The sequence below is a fragment of the Rhizobium sp. IBUN genome (assembly GCF_000510625.1).
Classification (GTDB): domain Bacteria; phylum Pseudomonadota; class Alphaproteobacteria; order Rhizobiales; family Rhizobiaceae; genus Rhizobium; species Rhizobium altiplani.
This window is the reverse complement of sequence record NZ_AZNV01000031.1, coordinates 18682-37383: the sequence shown is the minus strand read 5'-3', so window position 1 is coordinate 37383 and position 18702 is coordinate 18682. Positions and strand designations below refer to the sequence as shown.

The following is an 18702-nucleotide window of genomic DNA, read 5'->3' as shown; positions in this document are numbered from 1 at the left end:
ACAATTCGTGAGGTTCGGCCGATGGAGAAGCCACGCTATCCGTGCCTGTATCAGATCAACACGCGCGTCTGGCTGACAGAACTGTCGCAGACACTCGGACGGACTGCAACGCTCGACGACATACCGGATGCCGAGCTCGATCGACTGGCCGCGACCGGGTTCGACTGGATTTGGCTGCTCAGCGTGTGGCGAACGGGATCAGCCGCCCAGCAGGTATCGCGCTTGAATAGCGAGTGGCGACACGAGTTTCAGGAGACGCTCCCCGACCTTCGAGAGGACGATATCGCCGGCTCGGGTTTCGCGATCTCCGGGTACACCGTGCATCCAAGCCTCGGGGGCGATACAGCGCTGGCGCGTGTTCGACAGCGCCTACGGGATCGCGGTCTGCGGCTGATGCTCGACTTCGTGCCCAACCACACGGCGCCGGATCATCCCTGGGTGGAGGAACACCCGGAATATTATGTGGCAGGAACCGAGTCAGACCTTGAGCAAGCGCCGCAGAATTACACACGTATCCCCCAGAACGACCGGGTGGTGGCGTTTGGACGCGACCCGTACTTCGCGGGCTGGCCCGACACATTGCAGCTCGACTACAGCAATCCAGCAACGCAACAAGCGATGTGCAGTGAACTCCTCAGGATTGCGAGCCAATGCGACGGCGTCCGGTGTGACATGGCGATGCTGGTCCTGCCGGATGTATTCGAGCGCACCTGGGGCCGTCGCGCCCCGCTGTTCTGGCCGGATATGACGCGGCGAGTGCGCGAACGGGTCCCCGGATTTTGCTTCATGGCGGAAGTGTACTGGGATCTCGAATGGACGATGCAGCAGCAAGGCTTCGATTACGCCTACGACAAACGGCTATACGATCGCTTACGCGATGGCCACGCAAGGCCCGTGCGCGAGCACTTTCGCGCCGGCCTGGACTTCCAGGACAAGGTCGCGCGTTTCATGGAGAACCACGACGAGCCGCGCGCGGCCGCCATCTTCCCGCCGGCGATGCACCAGGCGGCAGCCGTTATCACATACCTGTCACCAGGTCTGCGGTTCTTTCATCAAGGTCAATTCGAAGGACGCAGGAAGCGCATTGCGCCGCACCTCGTGCGCGCGCCGATCGAACCCGTCGATGAAGCCGTCAAGCGGTTCTACGAAGGACTGCTCTCAGTGATGCGCAATAGAACTGTTCGCGATGGCGATTGGTGCAAGCTCGACTGCGAACCGGCGTGGGACGGCAACTGGACCTCGGATGGGTTTCTGGCTTTTGGATGGCAGCGAGACGCAGCGCGGCTGCTCGTCGTCGTGAACTATGCCAGCAACCAGGGCCAATGTTACGTGCGACTGCCATACGCCGATCCGGATGGTGGTACGGTCCGCTTCACCGACCTCACGAGTGGCGCTTGTTACGAGCACGCCGAGAACGACCTTTTGTCGACAGGGCTCTACATCGACTTGCCACCCTGGGGGTATCACTTGTTCGAGATGAAACCAGCCTAACCGACGTTCCGTTAGTGACGGGGCGATGTGAGAGATGCCGCGTTGCGCACACGACAGTCGCTGTATACTCTCGAGTACGTCGAAGGCAGCAGTTCGGAGCCCGTCGTGCCTGTGCGGGGCGGGTTCCGATCACTACCGGGAATAAATCTGGATCCGCCTGTCTACGTCGACCATCCTGAGCATACGCTCTACTCACACCTGCGCGGCGCCTCAGTAGCTGGCGGAGCCGTCATTCTGTTCGGTTGCGATCCGTTGAGTTGAGAGCCTGCACGCTGACAGCGGCGACCAGTCCAGTCAGGACAATACCGGAAAGGCCAATTGCCAAGGCCACTATCCGCGCCACGACATGCTTGGGTACAAGATCGCCATAGCCGATTGTAAGCCCCGTGACGAAGGTGAAGTACAGGGTTTCACCTAGCCGCCAATTCTCGATCTCTCCGACGGCAACGCCGGATCCCACCATGACAACAAGGATCCCGGAAAAGATCGGCCACAATATGCGAACCTGTTGGAACAGCGCCGCGAAGAACAGTCGCCTCATTCTCTTCGATTGAGACCTGGAGCTTTTGCTTCCCGCCATGGCCTTCCTCCTTCAATTCAGGCGATAACGCCGGCATGCTTGCAGTGTCTGTGGCTAACTTGGCGTGAGCTCAGTCAACGAAACGCCAGCAATGCTTCAGCCGCCATTGTTTCGAATTCAGAAGGATCAACCACGGCAACCAAGAAGACGCGCCTGTTGTCACCATCAACATGGGTAGTGCGCGCTGGTTCGCCGTATGTCGACCTCATTCGGTAAGGCTTCCCGCAGGCCGAGACAGACACTGCAGACAGCAATCAAATAGATTTCAAGGAAACGGGCTTCGTTGCCGCCGAGTCCTTCGCCATCCCGCGGGCAAACACGTCCGTCAGGATCGTGCTCAGAACCGATGTAACGACTAACAGCACCAGCACCGCGTTAAAAATTTCTTCGGAGAGCAGCCTCTCCCCGGCGGCATTGAGAGTGTTGAAGCCCACCAAAGTGGCCGCGAGCGTGGCCGCGACTTGCGGCAGTGTAAGTGCCCACATCGTCAATCTCGCCGGACGCGAATAGCCAAAGGCGCGACCAGCGATCGCGGCTGCGGCTCCTTTTCCCACGATCAGAGCTGCAATCATGCCCGCAACCAGCCAAAAGTGGCTGAATATAGTCTGCCCAACCGCATTGGGGACAATGAGGAAGCCCACAACAATGAAGAAGATCGGAATAAAAAACGACTTACCGAAGAAATCCAATTTCTCCTTCGCCGGGTGGTCGCCGACAGCAGAGTTAACCGCCAATCCAGCCATAAACGCACCAACGATGTCTGGCAGATTGATGAAATTGGCGAGCTCGCCGGCCACCGCCATTATGCCAAGCATGGTGACAAAATAGGCCTCCTGATGATCGCGTAGCTTGTCCAAGATCCAAGCACCGACCCGGCTTACGCCTATCAGGACTAACGGCACAAAGATGGCAACCTCGATAAGTTGCAGCGCAAGTCCCGATACCGAAAAGCCGGTCGTGTAAACTGAAACGCAAATGCCGAAGACGACAAGCGACAACGTATCCGCTACCAAAGTCGCGCCAATCACGACCACGACCGGCTCAAACCCGAGAACCCCAAGACGCGCAACGATTGGCAGCGCGAGCAAGGTGTGCGATGACAACAGCGAGCCGATGACGATAGCGGGGATCATCCCGTAACCGAACGCGAGGCCATACGCTGTGCCGAGCAACTGGGGTATTATGGTTGTGACGACACCGAATACAACGCTTCGGGCCTGAGCCTTCCGAAAAAGGTCGATCTCAATCTCCAGCCCCGCCCCGAACATCAGCAGCAGCCTCCCGAGGTCACCGAAGAACTGAACGATCGGGTGGTTCATCGGGGCGACGTCCAGAACATACGGCCCGAGCAGGACTCCGAAGGCTAGCAGCCCCACGATTTCGGGAACTCTGAAGCGGCGTGCAAGCGCCGGTGCAACCGCAATAATAGCCATGATGATCGCGAACTTTGTCAGGTTCGGCAGCGCCACCGCGTGGGCTCTAAAAACATCTAGCCATTCCATCGTCATATGCTCCACGACCGCCATGGTTGGCATCGAAACCTGAAACGGTGCGACCGCCACGCGGATGCGATGACAACAACTGCCGACCAGGAAGATCTCGCGGCAAGCGATACAGTCCTTTACGCATCACGCCTTGAGCGCGACACGATCGTGCTCGGCCTGATCCACATAGAGCAGAGCAAATATTGCCATAGTTGCATCGATCGCTCCATTTTGAACTATCGAGCTACTCGCTGATCGTCGCGGAAAATTCAGTAGTCTTTACACAAGCGCGGACGAACAGCCGCCTCTCCTAATACAGCTACTCATCATACTACATCAATGGGCCTGGAGGCTACGTTCGAGACTCCGCAACACCTCTGCTGAGGTTGAGCTATAATGCCATTCCGACGGTATCCTTGAGGGCGCCGTCTGGACCCTCAGGTGCGTCGTCTGAAGCCAAGGAGGGTAAGCTCATGTTTCTCGATTATTTCGCGCTGGGCGTCCTGATCTTCGTGGTGATAACCCTTTTCTATGGGATCATCGCCATTCACGACATACCCCATCTCATCGCCGAATCGCGCAATCACCCGCATCAGGATGCAATCCACATCGCCGGCTGGGTAAGCCTGTTCACACTCCATGCCATCTGGCCGTTCCTCTTTATATGGGCAACGCTCTATCGTGAGGATCGAGGCTGGGGCATCCGCCAAGATGGGAAACTCCCAACACAAGTCGAAGCCAGTGTTCAAATTGCCCGGCTGCATGCTCGCATCGCCGAGCTTGAAGGGCAAGTGTCAACGAGGGAGGCAGTCTGATGGAACTCCTGCTCATGATGATCTACGCAGCGATCTGCATTGTAATCTTCAAGCTGTTCAGAATTCCGGTCAATCAATGGTCCCTCTCCACAGCGGTGCTTGGCGGCATCTTCATCATTTCCGCCCTCATCCTGGGGATGAGCTACAACCACCCGTTCTCCAGCGACGGCCGCATCTACTTTACCTCATCGCCGGTGATCCCTGCGGTCGGCGGGTTGGTGGTCGACGTGCCGGTCCAAGCGAACATGCCGTTGAAGAAGGGTGACGTACTGTTCCAGATTGATCGGCGCCCCTACGAGTTCGCGGTCGACCAGAAGAAAGCGCAACTCGCCGAGGCCAAGCAGACGGTGCTGCAATTGAAGGCCGCGCTGGATGCAGCCCAGTCGGGGGTGGAGGGCGCCATCGCCACGCGCGACCGGACGCAGCAGAGCTACGATCGCATAGTACAGTCGAACGAGAAGGCCAAGGAGGTGGGGCGTGCCGCTGTCTATTCGGAGCTCGAAGTCGACAACCGGCGCGGCCAGTATCTGACGGCCGAGGCTGCTGTAGCCACGGCACAAGCGCAGGCCACGCAAGCGCGCCTTGCCTATGAATCTGAAGTCAACGGGGTAAACCCGACCGTTGCCCGTGTCACTGCCGAATTGAACAATGCTCAGTTCGAGCTCGACCAGACGACCGTTCGGGCGCCGAGCGATGGCTATGTGGCCCAGCTCTTTCTGCGTCCGGGCATGATGGCCAACCCGCTTCCCTTGAGGCCGGTCATGGTCTTCATCAACAGCGAAGACAGGCAACTTGCCGCGGCATTTATCCAGAATTCCCTCCAGCGCGTGCGGACGGATGATGAAGCGGAAGTCGCCTTCAAGGCAGTTCCTGGCAAGATCTTCAAGGCAAAGGTGGGGCAGATCATCGATGTCATGGCGCAGGGTCAACTTCAGCCAACTGGCGCCCTCATCGACCCGCAGTCGCCCGAGCGCCTACAACCCGGCCTGACCTTGGCCCAGATCAACGTCACCGAGGATTTGACCCCGTACCAACTGCCGGGTGGTGTGGTTGCCGAAGTCGCCATCTACACCGAGCACCTGCATCACCTTGCTCTGCTCCGTAAGGTCTTGCTGCGCATGAGTAGTTGGATGAACTTCGTGTTCCTCGAGCACTGATGCAGGCTGGCGGCACACCCGCTGGCTGGAAGGGCGAATTTCGCCGGTGTAGATGCGTGAGAGAGAGCGAGGTTTTCGGATCTCGTGGTTCGTCTACGATTGCTCCTTCGCTCTCCCATCATGGGCAATCGAAGGCAGAGCAAGCCGCCTTGCCCTATTTGGTGGCGGCTTCCTTGCGCCGCTAGGTTGCTGTATATTAGCAAGAGCACCTGTGACGTTGCGCGCACAACCAGTCAATAGGCAAAGCCGGAGGTCTACAGACCTTGGCCGCGCCGCTTGCGACAATCGCAATTCTTATGCAGGCCACCATTTTGAAGGGTTAAGGTTGAGCCGAGAGTCGCACTCGGGCCGTCCAAGCGAGAGCGGACCCAAGTGAACGCTGCAGGGGCTATTCCATCCCGCGCCGTTGCTTAAACCACGCGGAGTGTCTTCTTACTGTGTCAGTGGAGGAAACGCCCATGCGATATCGATCGGAATCCCCGTTTCAAAATGCCAGACTGCTTGCCGTTACCTTGGCGCTCGCGGCGCTGGCCGGCGCGACGCCCGGCCACGCCGATGAAAAGCAGGCGAAGGACCTGCTGAAGACCATGTCGGACTATATGGCGGCGCAAGAGGCAATCTCGTTCGAGTATGACACGAGCCTGGAAGTCGTTACCAAGAAGCACCAAAAGCTGGCACTTGCGAGCTCCGGCGCCGTGACGCTCAAAAGGCCCGACAAGATACGCGTTACGCGTCAGGGCGGCTTCGCCAATGTCGAAATGGTATTTGACGGAAAAACGCTGTCGGTGCTCGGCAAGGACGCCAACCTCTTTGCTCAGACCGAAGTGCCGGGAACAATTGATCACCTCATCGACGCATTGCGGGACAAATTCCACAGGCCGTTGCCGGCCGGGGACATCTTGATGTCTCATCCCTACGACGAGCTCATGCCCCATGTCGTCGATGTGAAGGATCTCGGGAGCGGCGTCATTCGGGGTGAGGAATGCGACCACCTCGCCTTTCGCACCGATGATGGGGTGGATTGGCAAATCTGGATCGCCCAGGGTCAGAGCCCGTATCCTTGCCGTTATGTCGTCACCAGCACGAAAGTGGCGGGGTTTCCCCAATACACGATCGACATAAGGTCCTGGAAGGCAGGGTCGGACGCGGCGGCAGGCAACTTCAGCTTCAAAGCTCCCGATGGGGCCAAGGAGCGGAAGCTGAACGACCTTCCCGACACCGACGAACTGCCAGAACTATTCTCTGTAAAACGATAGGACTCGAAAGGAGGGACGACATGCTCAACCGGATCGCTATCATATTGCTGGCTTTGGCCGCCGGCGCTTCATGCATCGAAATTGGCGGGGGCCTCCCGGTCGAATTCAACTTCGTGTCAAACGCCGAGGCCAGGGTCGGGCGTCCGCTGACACCTGTCAGCGTCGCCGGCGTTGCTCGCAGGAGCGCGCGCCGATGCGCGGCCGGGGTCTATTATTGTTAGCTAAGGTGGCAGCCGAAGGCGAACAGCATCCATCTCCTCCTCTTCAGGGAGCAAACTCCCTTCCTGAGGACAATACGCTATCAGCCATGCGGAAAACCTTGCATCCAGGCATTTGCTGAAGCTTTGGGTTGGCTGGGGAAGGGCGGATGTGGATGGTAGATTATCGGCACCCCGTGGAAGCGGCATGCCTTGATGTCTCCTGCATTGAGCCTTGATTTCATTGGAGAACATTAGGGGCGCTTGAAACATAGTCGGGTGAGCGGGCCATGTGGCGGCGACGCACTTTCCGGTGAAGGTAAATGGCTATCAATGCCTGCGATTGCAGAGGTGGCTCCCGGCAAGGCTCGCCATAGCTGTACCAACCGCGGAAAAACGGATGTTGAATATTAGATCCTTCCGACTCCGGCAGAATAAAAGACCCAGTCGGTGGCGACGCCAAGGGCAACGGCGCAATCTCTCACAGGAAGCTTGAGAACGAACACAGGTTTTCTGGGTGGTTGCCATTATTGAGTGGCTGAGTTCAATCGCAGACCGATTGGCACGCAGCCGCCAACATCCTGTTAGTGACGCGCCAACGGGAGATTGCTTAGGCTGTGCTCCTTGCTCTTGATGGGAGGCGAACCATCGGAAGGCGTGCGTTGGTGAACCCCTCAAACTGCCTGCATGTAATCCGCCACACTGTAGCAATGGCTCGCCTGATAGGCGTTCCGCCCCCGGCTCATGTGGGTCAGGTTGAACGTGCGGATGGCGCTCAGTACGCGGCGGCTTCTGAGAAATTTGCGGATCGAGACAGAGCCGCGCACATTGATGCCGAAAATGTCCGCACCACGCGGGAAGAAGTAACTGACGTGCTCTGGCATCGCGACACTTTGCTCAAGAAAGTGTTCGTCCACCCGGCTCGGCGTTGCTGAGCCATCTGTAGTGAAATCCGAAAGATGCACGATGAATCGGGCGCGGATATCGTCACCGTGGGCATAGAGCGTGAAGAGCTCCATCCAGCTCGCATTGACGCGTATGAGCGGCTTGTCCGAGGTGGATGGCAGACAGGAAACCGACCAGTAGTAGCGCTCGGTCTTGCGCATGATCGGAATGCAGTTTGGACCGTATAGCCCGAGAATCTCCAGTAGTTGCCTCGCTTGCGGGCGACTGAGGAGCTTCTCAAATCGAGCGACATATTTGAAGCGCTGTTCAAGGGACTCCGGGCGCTCGCCCGCGTCCAACAAGTCGATCTTCCCCGCTATCCAATCGCGCTGCTGCTGAAGATCGAGGAATTGTCCCACACCGGTTGTTCTCGGGCGTGAAGTCGCGCCCATGTCAGACGTCCTGCGAAATACGTATGCACGTCATCGTCCAGCTCCTGTCTCCGCTGGAATGTCAGCGGTTATAAGCATCGCGCCCAGTGCGCCTTCCAATGATACCTCGTCAATGGTAAATTTGGAAAGTCTGTGCAACCACGATTAGAAAGTCACATGACCGTTCGTCGTCTTGGCAACGGCTCAAGACGGCTATTCCCAGCGCCGCTAAGCGGCCGCTTCCGGGATCAGGGTTCGCTGTGTGATCCAGCGGTTGAGAATCGCGACAATTCCGGAGCTCCCATCGTCCAAAGGATATGAGAGCCCAATGCCGGTAAGAACGGAACCCACCCAATCGCGGCAAATATCTGCTTCAGAACCGTATGATTGCTCCGAGAACGGGGCCTTGCTGGGTTACGTCAAATACAAACCCATTGTGGCTGTAATCGACACCTAGCGCACGATAGCCGGCGATGATCGAGACAGCGTTGTTCCATTGGTACCCCACCCCACCCATCAGGTCCCATGATAGGTTTGAAGAAACATCGAACCCGCCAATCATCGCCCAACCCGTAAGGAACCAGGAAGACGTCATATCAACGCGAGTCTTCGCACCGATCATCGGGTCCACCCACGACTGCCTTTCCGTGCCGCTGAAGGCAGCCAAAGGAGCTCCGCCTGCCGTCAGGCCCAGGCTCAGTTGATTGTCCACGCTCCAAACGCGCACACCGGCCATGAGGTCGAGCGATGCCGTTGGAATTGCCACGGCGCGATATTCACCCATCAGCGTCGCGGTGACGCTCGTTGTCTCGAGGGTGCCGGACAGGTTCAATGGGATGCCGCCGATCGCGCCCGTAAGCGATCGATCGGCTTCGATCTTGAGGTAAATAAGATCGGTGAACACGCCCCAGGTTCCGTTATGGGCCTCTCCGACGACCATCCCGCCAAAGCGTAGATCGTCGAAGATATCGCAAAAAGGCACATCGACAGTCACAGGACCCCTGCCACGCGCTCCCACATCTCCGCGTATTCCAGCCGCCCAAAATAAGGTGCGACACTGAACGTCCACGGATTGTCGATGGGGGCGATGTCAGGTGAGGCTACCCACGCCACGGGGTCAGCCGCCAACGCGGAGGTTCCTCCAAGCACACTTAGAGTGAGCACTGCGGCAAAAGTAAATCTAGAATAAGAGTTCACCGGCCACTCCCCTCGGCAAGTCCCCAAATTTCGTACCATAGTGCTGGAGTCGTCTCAAATGGCAACAAGGCCATTTGCACGTCTATTCAGCGATCGGTTTTGTCGGCAACGCCTCGTAAGGATCTGCTTGGGCGGTCACCGTCGTCCGTGCCTTGGTTCCCGGCATGATCTCGAATCGAGGGTCGAAGTCGATCATCGTCGATGCCAGCTTCGCCAGTACGCTGATGTCCCCATCGGCCTTGGCAGTGCCGCTCGCCAATTGAGCTTCGAGCGTCTTTACTCCCATCATTGTCTGCTCGAGGTCGGAGCGATTAATGGTCAAGGTAAGATCTGGCTTGAGAGACTGAAAGCCGGCGATGTTGGTGAGCGTCGCATTCTCCATCTCGATTATGAACTTTTCGCCGTTATCTGGGGTGACCAGATTGACTGTAAAGCGCATGCCCTCCGCCAAGCGGCTATCCATGCGGATGCCGAGGAAGTTGAGAAAGAGTTCGGTCGACATCGCGCGAATGACATCCGGACTGCTCGAATTTGCCGTCTCGCCCTGGGGTATGCCGGTTCTAAGCTCGTATGCGGCTGCCAGGAAGCTGTTGCGCAAGCCCGGGTTCTCCTGCTGATAGCCGAGTTGCTCGAAGACATCGGCGAGCAGATCCTTGGCGTCGCCATTGCTAGGCTCTGTCAGCACCAACTTGTTGAGAACCTCGCTCGCCAACAGATATTTGCCTTCGTCGTGTAACGCGCGCGCCCTCTCCAGGATTTTTCCCGGGCCTCCCATCATCTCGACGTAGAGCGGCGCGGAATCCGCAGGCGAGAGCGGGATGAGCGTCGTCGGATTGCAGTCCCAGAACCCCAGATAGCGTTGGATTACGCCGCGGGCATTATGTTCGGGGGAGCCATGATAGCCGCGGCAGTACCACTTGTCCTGCAGACCCTTTGGCAGCCGATAGACATTATGGACTTCGTTGATCGTAACGCCTTGGTTTGCAAGGTGAAGGACCTGATTGTTCATGTTTGCATAGAGATCGCGCTGCGCTCGCATAACCTCCTGTACTCTTTCATTGCCCCATCTCGGCCAATGATGTGAGGCAAACATGACCTCGGCCTCCTGACCGTAGAGGTGGAGGGCCTGGGCGATATACTTTGACCAGTTTAAGGGATCGCGCACCGGCGCGCCGCGTAGCGTATAGATGTTATGGAGTGAGGCTATTATATTCTCTGCCATCCACAGCGCTTTCATATCCGGGATGTAGGTATTCATCTCGCGAGGCGCTTCGGTATTGGGCGTATTTTGAAAGATCATGCGGATGCCGTCGACGTCAAATTCCTCGATCGCCTCGGAGACGAAGCGGTTCGGAGCGATTAGTCCGGTAGCACCCGCCGAAACCCCCTGTCCCAGCCCCTGACCGACGTAGCCGTGAGGAGCGGCGGGAAGCAGCAAGCCGTACTGGTAGAAAAGACGGCGGTTCATCGCGTTGCCGGCATAGACGTTCTCTGAGATGGTAAAGTCCATGAAGTCCGCAGGTGCGATCATTGCAACCTTGCCCGAACGAACATCGTCTTCATCGACGATCGCTCGCACACCACCCCAATGATCCCCGTGCGTATGGGAATAGATCACCGCAGTTACCGGCAGACCTACGCCAACGTGCTTTTGAAAGAGGTTCCAAGCTGCCCTGACGGGTTCGCCGCTCACCATCGGGTCAAAGACGATCCAGCCGGTCTTGCCGCGAACAAAGGTAATGTTCGAAAGGTCGAACCCCCGCACCTGGTAGATGCCGGGGATTACTTCATAAAGGCCGTAGTTGTTATTGAGGCGCGAAAGTCGATGTAGCGATGGATGGATACTGTCAAATTCCTCCTGTTGATCAAGAAACTGGAAGCGTTCCATGTCCCACGCGACATGTCCGGCGTCGGCCATGATCTTCATGTCAGTCATCGGCGCGATGAGGCCCTTCTTCTGTTCTTCGAAGTCCCTCTGGTCTGTGAAGGGCAACGTGGCCCTGGCATCCTTGAGTATCGCTCTTGTGAAGCTGGATGGTGCCTTGCCCTTGGGATGGAAGTGGTTCGGCAAGGTCCGTGTGGACGTAGATGCTCGGGCGGGGTTGTCTTCGAGGAAGAGGTTGCCTCCGATGGCCAACGCGGCGCCCGCCGCAGGAAGCGCACCGATAAACTGACGTCTCGTAGTCATCTTATGCTCCTCACCAGAATAGAAATCCTGCTGACGATCAATCAATGCGTCAGAAACGACCTTGACCTAGATCAAAATGCAGGTCTACTCCCACAAGACATTGCAACGTTAAGGATGATGTCCCAGGGAGGGGTTGTCTTCTCTATCGGCGTGGTGAGGTCAAGCACCTTCTGACTATCCGCAGCTACGGTGATTGATGTCTTCGCAGTATCGCGCTTCTCTCCGGGATCGGCCTGTACGGCCCTCCCACTATGGGACCAGAAGAATGAGGCGGAACAATCTAATCGGCGACCTAATCGCAATAAACGACCGTACCAAGACAATCACGCGAACTCAACGGCGGCGGAATCGTCTTGTCTCCATTTTTCTCGTTACCCTTGTTGCTAACTACGCAGCAACAGGCAAGCTCTCCCGTGTCCAACAGAATTCGGTTCCGTCACTCCACATGCGATGCATGATCACCGCAAGCCGTCGAGCCAACGCGACAACCGCTTTTTGCCTGCCGCGGCGTTTGGCGATATTCATCGCCCACGCTTTTAGCCACGACCATTTCTTGACGTTTAACCTTTGCGTCGCGATCGCCGCCAGCGACTGGATGAAGCCCGCACTGCCGGTTGCTATCAGCACCTAAAGGCCGAAATCTCCCGAGAACTCGATCGCCTCGAATTATTGCTCACACAAATCAAGGCTGTAGAAGCAGAACGAGATGCTTTGATAGCCCGTGAGACAGCGGATACGCCGGCAAGAGCTACCGCGCTTTTGGGGATCAGAGGAATAGGTCCTGAGTTCGCGACGATCATCTACTCGGAAGGTCTGTTTAGACACTTCGACAACCGGCGTCAGGTCGCTGCCTACGCGGGACTAGTCTAGCTCCGTCGCCATGGCAGTGCGGTAACGTCAACCGTGATCAAGGTGTCTCGAAGGCAGGGAACCCACGTCTGCGAGCGACGATGGTCGAACTCGCCTGGCTGTGGCTCCGCTACCAACCAAACTCGGCGCTCTCTCACTGGTTCAAGGAACGCATCGCCCGCAACAGCGGTCGCCTCAAACAGCCAATGGTTGTCGCGTTGGCGCGCAAGTTGCTAGTCGCACTCTGGAAGTACGTGAACTCTGGTGTTGTAATCGAGGGTGCGATCATTAAAACGTCTAAAAATACAGAAGCAACTGTCAATACTCATCCTCGGGAACTGATCGGCCCTGACGGATCCAGGTGGACGGACCGGGATTCCCATTGGCTTTACCCGCCGATCTTGAGAATGGTCCCGTTCTCCTGAGCCCGTGCCCGTCGAATGCGGGATAGTGGTCCAGCCGCTGAAACCGGCGACCGGATGTGAGGTTGTACAAGGTCCGAGAACGGGCCGGTAATTGCTATGGGCTCAGACCATGGATCCGCCCACCAAGGAGAAATTCAATGCTACCCAGATGATTCACTTGACAATTCCTGATGTGGTGGGAATCGAACTGACGACCCGCTTAGCGAAGAGTTTGTCACACTCGAATCTCATCTCCGCAGCCTTGCGGCATCCTTCGACGGCGGAAGTCCGAACTGGCGGGTATATTCCCGGCTGAACTGGTTCGGACTTTCATAGCCGACATGAAAGGCAACAGAAGTCGCGTTCACCTCCCCGGCAATCAGCAAAGATCGTGCATGGAGGAGGCGAATATGCTTTTGGTATTGGAGCGGGCTCAGCGCCGTCACTGCCTTGAAGTGGCGGTGAAAGGCTGAGACGCTCAGCGCCGCCATGTCCGCCAGCGCCTCGACACGAAGCGGCTTGGTGAAATTCTCGCGTATCCATTGTATGGCGATACTAACCCTCGAAAGAGCGGTATCGGGGGTCGCGATATCCCGTAGCATCCAGCCGAGCGGTCCCTGCAGCACGCGGAAGAGTATTTCCCGCTCGTAGGGCGGCGCCAGGGCAGCGATCTCGTTCGGGCGCTCCATCAACCGCAGCATGCGAACCCAAGCATCCAGTAGATCCGTCGTGACCGGCGCCACGGAAAAGCCGGCGCTATGAAGTTCGCCTCCGGCAGGTTTGGGCAGATCGACCAAAAGGTTCGCAACGATTGCCGGTTCCAGTGTCAGGCTGATCGCTAGATAAGGCTCATGGTCTACTGACGGATATACAGATCCCATGGCAGGCAGATCGATGGACATCACGAAATAGGTCGCGGGATCATAACGGAAGGTCCGGTCGCCGACAGTCATAGTCTTCGACCCGGTCAAAATGAGATTGACTATCGGATCGTATACTGCGGCAAGCCTGTGCTCTGGGATCTCGCCCTGCACCATCGCGACGCGCGGAATGCCTGTCTCGGTACGGCGGTTCTCTGCCTTGGAGGCCAATTGCCTGAGTTCTTGAAGCTGTGCGTCCATGAAATTTCTTGTTTCATAGCAATGCTGCGCAATCAACACGAAAGCAGAAATAGGCAAGCTTCGAAGAGGATCGTGCGAGCGGTCGCGAGCGGTCTGCCGCTATCTTTTGCTTATCCAAATCGAAGGAGAAGCATATGAGCATCGTCATCATCACCGGCGGCAGCCGCGGCCTTGGGGCCAGTGCCGCGATCCAGTGCGCTAAACGCGGTATGGGTATCATCCTGACCTACAACAATAATCCGGAAGCAGCAGAGAACGTAGTGCAGAGCATTGAATCCGAGGGCGTTAAGGCTGCAGCTCTGAAGTTGGACGTCGGCGATAGCGGGTCGTTTGCCGCCTTCCGCGAAACGGTGCGCGTTACGCTCGGCAAGGTTTGGGGCAGAAGTGACTTCGACTTCCTCGTCAACAACGCCGGATATGGTCTCTACAACCTGATCGCCACCGTGACCGAAGAGCAGTTCGACGGGCTGTTTCGTGTCCATCTTAAGGGGCCATTCTTTCTCACCAAAGCATTGCTTCCTATAATGGTCGACGGCGGACACATCGTAAACGTCAGCAGCGCCACCAGCCGAGTCGCGACCGCCGGCGTCGCGGCCTACGCTAGCTTCAAGGGCGGGCTGGAAGTGCTGACACGCTACATGGCCAAGGAATTCGGGGAGCGGCGCATCCGTGCCAATTCCATTGCGCCGGGCGCCATCCGCACTGAACTCGGCGGCGGCCTGAACGAGGAATTCGAGGTACTGCTGGCCGGACAGACGGCGCTTGGTCGCGTCGGCGAGCCTGACGATGTTGGCTGCATGATCGCAAGCCTGCTGTCGAACGACAACCGCTGGATCAACGCGCAAAATATCGAAGTCGCCGGCGGCTACATTATCTGACTCTGGCGTCTCATGCTCTATCAAATCTTCCTCACGATCCGTGGCATTACTCGTTCGATCGTTTTCCATGAATGAATGCCTTCGATCCTCGGGATCATTGGGCGCCTTGATCACAACAGGAACGGTGGTCCTGCGGGCCCGAACCTTGAGAGCTTTGGTGCAAACGGACACTTGTTCTTCTGGTTTCGGCACAGGACAGGGGACCTTGACGGCTACAGTCTCGAATTCTTCTGCAAAAGCTTACAGTACGGGAGTTGATGCCGTGACCGAACAGCAAGACGCCTTGCGCAGAGCCGTCGATGCGCTAATTGCCGCGACCAATACCTTCGACGTCGAAGCCGTGCTGGCCCTGTTCACGCCCGATGCAGTGGTCGACGATCCTTCGACCGGCCACCGCTTCGTCGGCCATGCGGGTATCTGCGACTACATTGAGCGATATTTCGTCGGTTATCACACCGTTACCCGCGTCCTCTCATTTGATGTCCTCGGCGACAATCAAGTCCGCGTTCGGGTTGATTTCACCGGCGACTTCGGCCACGAAATTGGTTTGATGGAGCTCTCTTTCGATGCCAAGGGCCTAATCGATCGCATAGAAGCCGATCTCGAATAGGTCAGGCAGAAAAGTCGCACCAATGCGAAGAAGGCATGCTCCGCTGCGCGACCACCACAATCGCCGTATGGGCGCAAAGGGGAGCACCTACCGGTACACGATCCGCGCATGATCTCAGAAACAACCAATCCGGGCAGAATCCAAAGGCCGGGGCTCTCGCGGGAGATTATTCTACCTGGGCAAACAGCTTTTCCGCATGGACTAGACCACCTCAGGCCTCTGAAGATTTGAACGGTCTTGTAAATTCATACGCCCAGACAGAATCATAGCTGATGTTCAGTGGAGGGAGAACGACGATGGTCAAGGTTTGTGTTGTGGAATGGCCTGATGGGCTCGTGATCGATAGCTATTCCTGGAAAGACCTCGCAGATCGTCTGCGGACGCTGCGTCCGGATATCCTCGTCACCAACGAGATGCCGTTTGGCGCCTGGCTTCCCAAAGCTCTGCCATTCGACCTCGGACGCGCAAGAGAATGGGCGCAACTCCATCAAGACGGGCTCGATGCGCTCGGCGCTCTTGCCAAGGCGGTGATTTCCTCACGGCCCGTTCTATACGGCGAGACATTGGCCAATGAAGCATTCGTGATCGAAAACGGGAAATATGGCGTGTTGCATCATAAGCATATCTTTCCAGCCGAGGAAGGATGGCAGGAAGACGGCTGGTTTTCCCCTTGCATTCCGGGCTTCGAAACAAAAGAAATCGCAGGTCTAAGGGTTGGCGTTCTTCTGTGCACGGAACTAATGTTTCCGGACCGAGCACGCGCGCTCGGGAAGCAAGGCGCCCATCTCATCACCGTACCGCGTGCTTCCGGCCGCGATATGACCTACTGGCGGACAGCCGGAGCGATGGCGGCAATTGTAAGCGGCGCCTACGTCGTCAGCTCAAATCGGGTGGGCTCGGTTGATAGCGCGCCTCCCCATTTCGGAGGCGGGGGTTTCGCATTCGATCCCACCGCCCGAACAGTTGCGACGACGACGCACGAAGCCTCTATGGTCGTGATAGAAATCGACACTCTGCAGGCCGACGCGGCTAAGCATGCCTATCCAGTCTATGTCAGCGAGAGGCATTTGCGCCCGCGCCGAGGCAACCAAAATTCGGATGAGATGCAAAGATCCCCCGTAGACTTCTGATGCAGCTCCGGTCAGGCATCAGATGTAGCGGCGGACAATTCGCGAAACTCTTTCAATTCGTTGAAGCTTTCGCCAAGCGTCCTTCGATCCACGACGCGGACGACCGCATCTTTCCTTTTCATGCGAGATAACGAAGTGAGCGTCACGTGCTCGGCTGGTGGTCGCATCGATTTTGTTGCCGTCATCATCGCCGTTAGCGTCAACACCGATGGCCGGCGCGAGGTTCTGGGCATTGAGGTTGCACATCCGATGCCGTTCTCACGCCCCCAAGGCTGGGGAGTGCAAATGGGCGTCACTTGATGCAAATCAATGCCGGTTTCACGATCTGATGTACCTTTGGCGGCAGTGATAACAGGGAGGTGTTGAGATGCGACCTTGCGCGGGCGCGCTGTTGATATCCGCTGTTGCTGCGACAACCACGTGGGCGGCCGACGAGGCAGCCACGGTGCGAGTGGCTCTCATCGACATGTCGAGCGCCATGCCAACAGGAATGACGGGCTACGGCATGATGGGGCCCGGCATGATGGGACAAGCTCCGGGATCGATGAGTCCGGGCGGCAGCTTTGGGATGATGATGGGCATGATGTCGATCCGCGCGGACAAGCCGACCGTCAAGGCTGGCACTGTGACCTTTGACATTACCAACTGGTCACGGAGCATATTGCATGAAATGCTCATCGTGCCTGTTGATAGCCCCAACGCGCCGTTACCATATGACTATGGGCGTACACAGGTCCCAGAAGAGCAGATCAAGGTGCTTGGCGAAGCAGAGGACATTCAACCAAGCAAATCAAAAACGCTGGAAATCAGGCTGCCGCAGGGCTCCTATCTGCTAATCTGTAACCTGCCCGGCCATTATTCGGCCGGGATGGTCGCGCCTCTCACCGTTACGCCGTAGGCGAACCTCAAGCTTTCGGGACGCGGCCATCAAATATTGAAGACTGCCCAATAGCCATGAAACTTACCCCCCATCTACAAGGAATGAAATGGCCACCACGAGGTCGCCTCAACGCCCGCAGAAGCGAATCAAGTCCATGGCTTCCGCGTTCATTTTGGGATGGCGCGGACTTCGGCCTTTGTCGGCAAGCGATTTCATGCGCTTCGACGGCTACCTTTCCAAATGGTCGTCACCCTTTGCTTCCTTCGCTAAAAGCAAGGCCATCCAACTTTAGCCCGGTTGCTCGTTGACGCAGGATCGCAAAATCGCACGGCTTCTAGAGATTCGTCGCCAACCCTTCCCCCTGCGAGGACCGTCCTCACGAGCGATTTCCGACGCCTCCTCGATCCGATGGTCGTGGCCGACGCTGACGCGTTCGAGCTGGGCTGGCCCATCGAGAGCTCAAAGAGAACGCGATCCGATCGTGATCTTACCCTCGGTGGGTTTCTATCGGGCGTTGCGACCAACTCGGGACCGCCCTAACTACTGGCTATGATCGTATTCCTCGACTTCGAAGCCTCCTCCCTTGGCAAGCACAGCTACCCCATCGAAATTGCCTGGGTCTTCGAGGACGGCCGCTCGCGGTCGTTCCTGATCAGGCCAAAGCCCGGATGGACGGACTGGTCCGCAGATGCGGAAAGGGTCCACGGTATCTCACGCGATCGCCTGCAAGAGGAAGGAAGCGACGTCGAACTCGTCGTCAGGGAACTCATGACGGAGCTCTCAGGGAACGAGCTTTATGCGAGTTCGCCTTCGTGGGACGGGAAGTGGCTTGGCGTGCTACTTCGAGGAGGAGGAGTGCCACGTCACGCGTTGCGACTGCGGAAATCCGACGATCTCTTCATTGAGGTGGCCACAGCTATCCTCAATACGGGTGACACCACAGTCGGCGCTCGGGCTTTGGTCGCGAAAGTCATCGCACAGTCGGAGCCTGTCAATCCGGCTCATCGCGCCCTTCCCGACGCGCACCTCGAGCTGAAACGGCTCGGGCTTGTCCAGGATACAGCGAGGAAGGTTGCCGCCGCCGAGAAGCCGAAAAGAACGCGATCTTAGACGTGGTTTGATTTCGCTCAATGCGCACCACTAGCGATC

General features: G+C 57.4%; 18 protein-coding genes and 2 pseudogenes. 13 read left to right on the top strand and 7 right to left on the bottom strand.

Annotation, left to right across the window (positions count from 1 at the left end):
• The first annotated feature begins 21 nt into the window (after nt 1-21).
• On the top strand, nt 22-1491 hold the full coding sequence (locus RHIBUN_RS0123850; RefSeq protein WP_025661486.1) for an alpha-amylase family glycosyl hydrolase: 1470 nt from the start codon (nt 22-24) through the stop codon (nt 1489-1491).
• A gap of 229 nt (nt 1492-1720) precedes the next feature.
• Here the strand turns inward: RHIBUN_RS0123850 and RHIBUN_RS0123845 are convergent, their stop codons facing one another.
• Both RHIBUN_RS0123845 and RHIBUN_RS0123840 read right to left on the bottom strand, forming a co-directional pair.
• On the bottom strand, nt 1721-2071 hold the full coding sequence (locus RHIBUN_RS0123845; RefSeq protein WP_245271714.1) for a potassium channel family protein: 351 nt from the start codon (nt 2069-2071) through the stop codon (nt 1721-1723).
• A gap of 254 nt (nt 2072-2325) precedes the next feature.
• Complete coding sequence (locus tag RHIBUN_RS0123840) at nt 2326-3597, bottom strand: cation:proton antiporter (RefSeq protein WP_051420088.1); 1272 nt, start codon at nt 3595-3597, stop codon at nt 2326-2328.
• A 45-nt stretch (nt 3598-3642) separates the two neighbouring features.
• On the opposite strand from RHIBUN_RS0123840, the gene RHIBUN_RS36510 reads away from it, so the two are divergent.
• From RHIBUN_RS36510 to RHIBUN_RS37480, 5 genes are all read left to right on the top strand, one after another.
• The gene (locus RHIBUN_RS36510; protein WP_156932743.1) at nt 3643-3810 is read left to right on the top strand and encodes a hypothetical protein; all 168 of its coding nucleotides are present in this window, start codon (nt 3643-3645) and stop codon (nt 3808-3810) included.
• A gap of 218 nt (nt 3811-4028) precedes the next feature.
• Nucleotides 4029-4370, top strand: coding sequence for a DUF3302 domain-containing protein (locus RHIBUN_RS0123830; RefSeq protein WP_025661483.1), 342 nt, complete (start codon nt 4029-4031; stop codon nt 4368-4370).
• Nucleotides 4370-5527, top strand: a complete 1158-nt coding sequence (locus RHIBUN_RS0123825; protein WP_025661482.1) for an HlyD family secretion protein — start codon at nt 4370-4372, stop codon at nt 5525-5527. Before RHIBUN_RS0123830 ends, RHIBUN_RS0123825 begins: the two co-directional genes overlap by 1 nt.
• A 458-nt stretch (nt 5528-5985) precedes the next feature.
• Nucleotides 5986-6783, top strand: a complete 798-nt coding sequence (locus RHIBUN_RS0123820; RefSeq protein WP_025661481.1) for a DUF2092 domain-containing protein — start codon at nt 5986-5988, stop codon at nt 6781-6783.
• A 20-nt stretch (nt 6784-6803) separates the two neighbouring features.
• Nucleotides 6804-7004, top strand: a complete 201-nt coding sequence (locus tag RHIBUN_RS37480) for a hypothetical protein (RefSeq protein ID WP_025661480.1) — start codon at nt 6804-6806, stop codon at nt 7002-7004.
• Between the two features lie 650 nt (nt 7005-7654).
• Here the strand turns inward: RHIBUN_RS37480 and RHIBUN_RS0123810 are convergent.
• The 4 genes and pseudogenes from RHIBUN_RS0123810 to RHIBUN_RS37475 all read right to left on the bottom strand — a co-directional run.
• A complete protein-coding gene (locus RHIBUN_RS0123810) occupies nt 7655-8317 on the bottom strand; it encodes a hypothetical protein (protein WP_025661479.1) in 663 nt (220 codons plus the stop codon).
• Between the two features lie 352 nt (nt 8318-8669).
• On the bottom strand, nt 8670-9290 hold the full coding sequence (locus RHIBUN_RS33840) for a hypothetical protein (protein WP_051420087.1): 621 nt from the start codon (nt 9288-9290) through the stop codon (nt 8670-8672).
• Between the two features lie 285 nt (nt 9291-9575).
• Entirely contained in the window at nt 9576-11681 is a 2106-nt protein-coding gene (locus tag RHIBUN_RS0123800) for an alkyl sulfatase dimerization domain-containing protein (protein ID WP_025661478.1), read from the bottom strand.
• Nucleotides 11682-12068: 387 nt separating this feature from the next.
• Nucleotides 12069-12233: pseudogene (locus RHIBUN_RS37475) on the bottom strand (IS110 family transposase); the annotation flags it as partial.
• Nucleotides 12234-12245: 12 nt separating this feature from the next.
• Between RHIBUN_RS37475 and RHIBUN_RS35630 the strand changes: the two are divergent.
• Nucleotides 12246-12955: pseudogene (locus RHIBUN_RS35630) on the top strand (transposase); the annotation flags it as partial.
• 227 nt (nt 12956-13182) lie between these two features.
• Here RHIBUN_RS35630 and RHIBUN_RS33830 read toward each other — a convergent pair.
• Nucleotides 13183-14055 carry an AraC family transcriptional regulator gene (locus RHIBUN_RS33830; protein ID WP_037217473.1) on the bottom strand — a complete coding sequence of 291 codons (873 nt, stop codon included), beginning with the start codon at nt 14053-14055 and terminating at the stop codon, nt 13183-13185.
• A gap of 134 nt (nt 14056-14189) precedes the next feature.
• Here RHIBUN_RS33830 and RHIBUN_RS0123775 point away from each other — a divergent pair, with 134 nt between their 5' ends.
• The 6 genes from RHIBUN_RS0123775 (at nt 14190) to RHIBUN_RS0123745 (ending at nt 18663) form a co-directional block, all read left to right on the top strand.
• The gene (locus RHIBUN_RS0123775) at nt 14190-14933 is read left to right on the top strand and encodes an SDR family oxidoreductase (protein ID WP_025661475.1); all 744 of its coding nucleotides are present in this window, start codon (nt 14190-14192) and stop codon (nt 14931-14933) included.
• Nucleotides 14934-15195: 262 nt separating this feature from the next.
• Entirely contained in the window at nt 15196-15543 is a 348-nt protein-coding gene (locus RHIBUN_RS37470; protein ID WP_025661474.1) for a nuclear transport factor 2 family protein, read from the top strand.
• Nucleotides 15544-15839: 296 nt separating this feature from the next.
• Complete coding sequence (locus RHIBUN_RS0123765; RefSeq protein ID WP_025661473.1) at nt 15840-16673, top strand: carbon-nitrogen hydrolase family protein; 834 nt, start codon at nt 15840-15842, stop codon at nt 16671-16673.
• Between the two features lie 135 nt (nt 16674-16808).
• The gene (locus RHIBUN_RS36940; RefSeq protein WP_198021172.1) at nt 16809-16973 is read left to right on the top strand and encodes a transposase; all 165 of its coding nucleotides are present in this window, start codon (nt 16809-16811) and stop codon (nt 16971-16973) included.
• 67 nt (nt 16974-17040) lie between these two features.
• A complete protein-coding gene (locus RHIBUN_RS34850) occupies nt 17041-17571 on the top strand; it encodes a hypothetical protein (RefSeq protein ID WP_025661471.1) in 531 nt (176 codons plus the stop codon).
• Between the two features lie 531 nt (nt 17572-18102).
• Nucleotides 18103-18663, top strand: a complete 561-nt coding sequence (locus RHIBUN_RS0123745) for a transcriptional regulator (RefSeq protein ID WP_025661469.1) — start codon at nt 18103-18105, stop codon at nt 18661-18663.
• The last annotated feature ends 39 nt before the right edge of the window (nt 18664-18702 follow it).

What these genes read in the sequence shown, in the direction of transcription:
- RHIBUN_RS0123850 (WP_025661486.1), top strand. Translation starts at nt 22, where the DNA reads ATGGAGAAGCCACGCTATCCGTGCCTGTATCAGATCAACACGCGCGTC.
- RHIBUN_RS0123845 (WP_245271714.1), bottom strand. Translation starts at nt 2,071, where the DNA reads ATGGCGGGAAGCAAAAGCTCCAGGTCTCAATCGAAGAGAATGAGGCGA.
- RHIBUN_RS0123840 (WP_051420088.1), bottom strand. Translation starts at nt 3,597, where the DNA reads ATGGCGGTCGTGGAGCATATGACGATGGAATGGCTAGATGTTTTTAGA.
- RHIBUN_RS36510 (WP_156932743.1), top strand. Translation starts at nt 3,643, where the DNA reads ATGACAACAACTGCCGACCAGGAAGATCTCGCGGCAAGCGATACAGTC.
- RHIBUN_RS0123830 (WP_025661483.1), top strand. Translation starts at nt 4,029, where the DNA reads ATGTTTCTCGATTATTTCGCGCTGGGCGTCCTGATCTTCGTGGTGATA.
- RHIBUN_RS0123825 (WP_025661482.1), top strand. Translation starts at nt 4,370, where the DNA reads ATGGAACTCCTGCTCATGATGATCTACGCAGCGATCTGCATTGTAATC.
- RHIBUN_RS0123820 (WP_025661481.1), top strand. Translation starts at nt 5,986, where the DNA reads ATGCGATATCGATCGGAATCCCCGTTTCAAAATGCCAGACTGCTTGCC.
- RHIBUN_RS37480 (WP_025661480.1), top strand. Translation starts at nt 6,804, where the DNA reads ATGCTCAACCGGATCGCTATCATATTGCTGGCTTTGGCCGCCGGCGCT.
- RHIBUN_RS0123810 (WP_025661479.1), bottom strand. Translation starts at nt 8,317, where the DNA reads ATGGGCGCGACTTCACGCCCGAGAACAACCGGTGTGGGACAATTCCTC.
- RHIBUN_RS0123800 (WP_025661478.1), bottom strand. Translation starts at nt 11,681, where the DNA reads ATGACTACGAGACGTCAGTTTATCGGTGCGCTTCCTGCGGCGGGCGCC.
- RHIBUN_RS33830 (WP_037217473.1), bottom strand. Translation starts at nt 14,055, where the DNA reads ATGGACGCACAGCTTCAAGAACTCAGGCAATTGGCCTCCAAGGCAGAG.
- RHIBUN_RS0123775 (WP_025661475.1), top strand. Translation starts at nt 14,190, where the DNA reads ATGAGCATCGTCATCATCACCGGCGGCAGCCGCGGCCTTGGGGCCAGT.
- RHIBUN_RS0123765 (WP_025661473.1), top strand. Translation starts at nt 15,840, where the DNA reads ATGGTCAAGGTTTGTGTTGTGGAATGGCCTGATGGGCTCGTGATCGAT.
- RHIBUN_RS34850 (WP_025661471.1), top strand. Translation starts at nt 17,041, where the DNA reads ATGCGACCTTGCGCGGGCGCGCTGTTGATATCCGCTGTTGCTGCGACA.
- RHIBUN_RS0123745 (WP_025661469.1), top strand. Translation starts at nt 18,103, where the DNA reads ATGATCGTATTCCTCGACTTCGAAGCCTCCTCCCTTGGCAAGCACAGC.